The sequence below is a fragment of the uncultured Caballeronia sp. genome, from assembly GCF_964243625.1.
Classification (GTDB): domain Bacteria; phylum Pseudomonadota; class Gammaproteobacteria; order Burkholderiales; family Burkholderiaceae; genus Caballeronia.
The window spans coordinates 1-5,031 of the sequence record NZ_CAXTGZ010000447.1 but is presented as its reverse complement, the minus strand read 5'-3'; the positions used below and the strand labels follow the sequence as shown (position 1 = coordinate 5,031).

Sequence of the window (5,031 nt, the reverse complement as noted above, 5' to 3'; positions counted from 1 at the left end):
TCCGGCATATTGCTCGCTTCACCGACCACCCGGAAGCCGTCGATGGCATCCAGCCGCAGCCTCAATCCGTCGCGCACGAGTTGATGATCGTCCACCAGCAAGATGTCGATAGTGCCTGTCATGAGCTCAAGTGGCTTGATACGGTTGAGGGGAATTCGACCGGGATCGCAGCCGTCAGGCCAGTCCATCCCGGCCGCGATTCGATTCCGAAGGAGCCGTTGAGCGACTCCACGCGTTCGCGCATGTTACGCAGGCCGATACCTCGTCGCGGGTCCGACTGCACTGCGCCGGAACCGAAGCCGATACCGTCATCGATGATTGTCAAGACGACCCGCCCCGGCGCGCAAGTGAGCGTGACGCGTGCGTTGGCCGCATGCGCATGGCGCTGGATGTTCGTCAGCGCCTCCTGCGCGACACGAAATAGCGCCGTGTTCACGGCGTCGGGCAGCGGATGCGCATCGCTCTTTGCGGCATCGACTGTGACGTTCGTGTGCGGTGCGTTACGCGCCTCGTTGAATTCGAGCGCAAGCTGGCGCAAGGCGGCGCCGAGGCCAAAATCGTCGAGCATGGCCGGACGCAGGTCGTGGGAGATCTGCCGGATCTCGGCCAGCGTCCGGTTCGTCTGCGCCAATGCGTTGTGAATAGGCGGTCCGCTAGGATCGTCCCGGCTGGCATTGACAGGTTTTAGCGCAAGCGCCGACTCCAGCAGCAATTTGATGGATACGAGCATCTGGCTGATGCCGTCGTGAAGTTCGCGCGACAACCGGCCTCGCTCCGCCTCCTGCGATTCAACCACCTGACGCGCCATGATCTTCAACTGCGCGTCCGAGCTGCGGTGATCGGTGACGTTCATTGCAATGCCGCAAGCGCCGATGAATCCCATCCCCAGCGCACCGACCAGTCCGATCAAAAACAGCGTATGGCGAATATTCGACGACGCCTGCCGCCCTGTTTGAGAAAGCGCCATATTGACGTCGTCCAGGTAGATGCCCGTCCCGACCATCCATCCCCATCGTTCGAAAGTCACCACATAACCAAGCTTTGATTCCATTTTATGTGTCGACGGACGCTCCCATAAATATTCGACAAACCCGCCGCCGCTTTTAGCCTTTGCCAAGAGAGATTGAATGGTAAGCGCGCCATGAGGATCGTGCATGGACCAGAGGTTCGTGCCTACGAGCTGCGCCAGGCGTGGATGCATCAGCAAATCGCCTTGAAGGTCGTAGACGAAAAAATAGCCGTCGCTACCGAACTCGAGTTTCGATAAGATTGCCAGCGCCTCAGCGCGCGTAGCGGGGTCGTCACGACCTGAGTTGTAAAGCGGCGCAACCGCGCTTTCCGCCAGCGCGACGTAATTCTTGAGCTCGACTTCCTTGCTGCTTCGGTAAGCCGCTGCAATCTCCCGCTGCTCCGAATTCGACAAGGCCTTGGCCTGGAACGCTACGGCAATGGCAATCGTAGCCATTGCTCCGATGAATGGAAGAAGAGCGAGAATCAGCCACTTTCGCTTCATCCCGTGCAAAGAGAGTCGCATTGAATTTTTCCGCTGGGACGCTGGATTTGTTCGGCCGAATATCCCTGTCCAGCCTCGAATTGTGCCATCCCTCCGCACGACCTGCCGTTAAGACACCTTTCGTCTGCGTAGTATTACGTAGGGTGATTCCGCCCTTGACCTTGTAAAGACACTTGCGTGTTAAGCCTCGCAGCGCTGCGCCATAGAGCACACGCCGCGTCTACGTATTACTACGGAAGGCGACAACCGAAATTCCGCTAATACTCCGGCTCCAGTTCGAAAAGAGACTGGTTCCAGGAGATATCCATGAGTTCAGAAAGCGTTTCCTCCGGAAAACGCGCAGCCGGCAGGCTGCTGCTGTTGATCCCTTACGTCGCCTTATTGTGGCTGCCCTTTTATAACGACGTGCGTCCGTCATTCGCCGGTTTTCCTTTCTTCTATTGGTATCAGCTGCTATGGGTGCCGCTGACGTCGCTGATCCTGTACGTCATTTACAAGTGGGTCCGATAATGCCGACGACATTCAACTGGACCTCCGGTCTCGTATTCCTGGGATTCTTTGCGCTGGTCACGGTGCTGGGATTTTTCGCGGCGCGCTGGAAAGCGGGCGACATGACGCAATTGCACGAATGGGGACTCGGTGGCCGCCAGTTCGGTGCAGTCATTTCGTGGTTCCTCGTGGGCGGCGACTTCTATACCGCGTACACGGTGATTGCGGTCCCGGCACTCGTCTACGCAGTCGGGGCATATGGATTCTTTGCGCTGCCTTACACGATCATCGTGTACCCGTTCGTGTTCGCGGTGATGCCCAAGCTCTGGTCGGTTTGCCAGAAGAACAATCACATTACGGCCGCTGACTTCGTGCAGGGTATCTACGGCGGACGATGGTTTGCCGCGGCTATCGCGTTGACGGGAATCATTGCGACGATGCCGTACATTGCGTTGCAACTCGTCGGCATGCAAGTGGTGATCAAGAGCCTTGGCGTGACGGGTGAGACGCCGCTGGTCGTCGCTTTTATCATTCTTGCGGTGTACACGTATGCGAGCGGCCTGCGCGCGCCTGCAATGATCGCCTTCGTCAAGGACATCATGATTTACATCGTGGTGATCGCGGCGATCTGGCTCATTCCCAGCAAGCTTGGCGGCTATGCATCCGTCTTCGATGCCGCCGATCACTTCTTTACGGCCAAGGGTGGAGCGACGGGCATTACGCTCAAGGCAAGCCAGTTTACGGCTTATGCCTCGCTTGCGTTCGGCTCTGCAATGGCAGCCTTCATGTATCCGCACACGCTGACCGGCGTGCTCAGCTCCAAGAGCGCGAAGACCATCAAGCAGAACGCGATTGCCTTGCCGGCTTACACGCTGCTGCTCGGGCTGATTGCGCTGCTGGGTTACATGGCAATTGCGGCTGGTGTAAAGGTCACTTCGCCAACCGATGTGGTGCCTGCTTTGTTCCTCAAGCTGTTCCCGTCGTGGTTCGTCGGCTTCGCTGCGGCCGCGATCGCGATCAGTGCGCTTGTGCCTGCCGCGATCATGTCGATTGGATCGGCAAACCTGTTCACGCGCAATTTGTGGAAGCCGCTGGTTCAGCCGAACATTACGCCGGCGCAGGAAGCGACCAATGCCAAGGTGGTGTCGCTCGCAGTCAAGCTGGGCGCACTGGTCTTCATCATCTTCCTGCCGACGCAATTTGCCATCGACCTGCAATTGCTTGGCGGCGTATGGATCTTGCAGACGTTCCCGGCAGTCGTGTTCTCGCTGTACACGCGCTGGCTCAAGTTGCCCGCGCTGTTTATTGGCTGGCTGGCGGGGATTGGGCTTGGCACGACAATGGTGTTCATGCAAGGGCTCAAGCCTATCTACGCTTTGCACGTAGGCGCCACGACGTATCCGGTTTATATCGGCGTGCTTGCGCTGGCGGTCAATATTGTTGTGACGCTTGTGCTGTCGACGGTGTTTCCGGCGCGGATTGCTTCGGCAACGCGCTCGGCTGCTTAAGTCGGCTAAATTAGCGGTCTTAATTGGGCGCCGGCCGTGGTGCCGGCGCCCAATTCATAGGTGACTCTCACCAGCGGCAAATCGACGCGCCTCAATCAAAAAAGAAATACGCGTCCATTGCCCGCTTAGCGTATGCCCCCCCTGACCGGGCGTAGCGCTTTTAGCGAGTTTCTTACGTCCGAGCTAAAGCCTCGAGCGCCAGCACCCCCTCTGCGCAACTGCTAACATTCGACTCGCCAAGACGAGCGTCCCTGCACGCCCGTGCTTCCTTACATTGTTTAAGCCGCCATGTCTCTATTCGATCTGCTCGTCCCCTGGGAACCATCTGTTGGGCTCGTGGCAATTTTCGTTGGAACTGCCGTGCTGTTCGCCCGCGGGTCGCGCCGCATCCGAATCAGCCGTACCCGTCAGGGTGCTTTCTGGATCGGCCTTGCGCTCTTCTATATTGCCCTGCACACGCGTCTCGACTATTACGCCGAGCACGAATTCTTCGTGCACAGGCTTCAGCATCTCGTCCTTCATCACCTCGCACCGTTGATTCTGATGGCGTCTTATCCGGGCAGTGCGCTCAGGGCCGGGCTGCCCTTGCATTGGCGCAGCGCGTTGCGTCGCTGGCAATATCGCCGTCCCGCACGGCTACTTGCGGCCATCGTGCTGAATCCTACGTTCATTTCAATAGCGTTTGTCGTCTCGGTTGTGTTCTGGCTGATTCCATCGGTGCAATTCGTTGCGATGCTCGACTCGCGCATCTATACGTTCATGAACTGGTCGGTCGCCATAAGCGGCCTGCTGTACTGGTGGATGCTGCTCGATCATCGTCCGCATCCGCCCAGCCGCACACGGCCGGGCCTGCGCGTGCTTTCACCCGTCATCACCATGGCGCCGCAGATTCTGGTCGGCGCCATCATCACGTTCTCAACTCACGATCTCTACCCGATATTCACGCTGTGCGGCCGCGCATTCACATCGGTGCCTGCTACGCTGGATCAGAGTCTCGGCGGACTCATCATGTGGGTACCCGCCGCTGTACTCGAAGCAATCGGCGCAATGATGGCGCTGCGTCATCTCATGCGGCTTTCCGAATTGCCGCAGCGCGTACCGCCCAAGTCGAAAGCAAAGAAGCCGGCCACCAAGCCTATTCTCGCGAAGTAAAAGGTCGCAAGCGCTTTAAGCACCTTGCAAGCGCATTTTCCTTTAGGGTTACCACTACTACTTGAACGTGCGCTGATTGAGGTCAGCTGACTAGCGACTTCCGCAAAGCCGTCAGCGGCTGGAATAGGTAAGAAACGCCGATCCACAAGGGTGAACCGCACCCCAAAAGTTGCTTTTGGTGGTCGCTGTGGTGCTGCTTTGGCCACGTTCATCGCGAGCGTTTGCGCGCATGCAAGACGCTAGGCATGCTGTTTATCGCTACGCTGGTCGCTCTCGGGTCGAACAATAATTGGAGACATCTCGAAGGCAAGCTGCGCATTCCCATCAGCGTTAGCCGCGCGATGGTATACGACGCACGGCCAAGAATCT

Annotated in this window: 4 protein-coding genes and 1 pseudogene; 3 read left to right on the top strand and 2 right to left on the bottom strand. The window is 58.0% G+C overall.

Going from position 1 to position 5,031, the window contains the following annotated elements:
• Both ACFFAR_RS24235 and ACFFAR_RS24230 read right to left on the bottom strand, forming a co-directional pair.
• Positions 1–122 (bottom strand): annotated as a pseudogene (locus ACFFAR_RS24235) (DNA-binding response regulator); the annotation flags it as partial.
• Positions 119–1,513 carry a cache domain-containing protein gene (locus ACFFAR_RS24230; protein ID WP_174364440.1) on the bottom strand — a complete coding sequence of 465 codons (1,395 nt, stop codon included), beginning with the start codon at positions 1,511–1,513 and terminating at the stop codon, positions 119–121. The pseudogene ACFFAR_RS24235 and the gene ACFFAR_RS24230, both read right to left, overlap by 4 nt.
• Positions 1,514–1,819: 306 nt before the next feature.
• On the opposite strand from ACFFAR_RS24230, the gene ACFFAR_RS24225 reads away from it, so the two are divergent.
• From ACFFAR_RS24225 to ACFFAR_RS24215, 3 genes are all read left to right on the top strand, one after another.
• A complete protein-coding gene (locus ACFFAR_RS24225; protein ID WP_062001133.1) occupies positions 1,820–2,023 on the top strand; it encodes a DUF3311 domain-containing protein in 204 nt (67 codons plus the stop codon).
• Entirely contained in the window at positions 2,023–3,510 is a 1,488-nt protein-coding gene (gene mctP / locus ACFFAR_RS24220) for a monocarboxylate uptake permease MctP (RefSeq protein WP_062001134.1), read from the top strand. Before ACFFAR_RS24225 ends, mctP begins: the two co-directional genes overlap by 1 nt.
• Before the next feature lie 288 nt (positions 3,511–3,798).
• Complete coding sequence (locus ACFFAR_RS24215) at positions 3,799–4,662, top strand: cytochrome c oxidase assembly protein (protein ID WP_174364439.1); 864 nt, start codon at positions 3,799–3,801, stop codon at positions 4,660–4,662.
• The last annotated feature ends 369 nt before the right edge of the window (positions 4,663–5,031 follow it).

Excerpts from the sequence above, each read along its gene's own strand:
- ACFFAR_RS24230 (WP_174364440.1), bottom strand. The coding sequence starts at position 1,513 with ATGAAGCGAAAGTGGCTGATTCTCGCTCTTCTTCCATTCATCGGAGCA.
- ACFFAR_RS24225 (WP_062001133.1), top strand. The coding sequence starts at position 1,820 with ATGAGTTCAGAAAGCGTTTCCTCCGGAAAACGCGCAGCCGGCAGGCTG.
- mctP (WP_062001134.1), top strand. The coding sequence starts at position 2,023 with ATGCCGACGACATTCAACTGGACCTCCGGTCTCGTATTCCTGGGATTC.
- ACFFAR_RS24215 (WP_174364439.1), top strand. The coding sequence starts at position 3,799 with ATGTCTCTATTCGATCTGCTCGTCCCCTGGGAACCATCTGTTGGGCTC.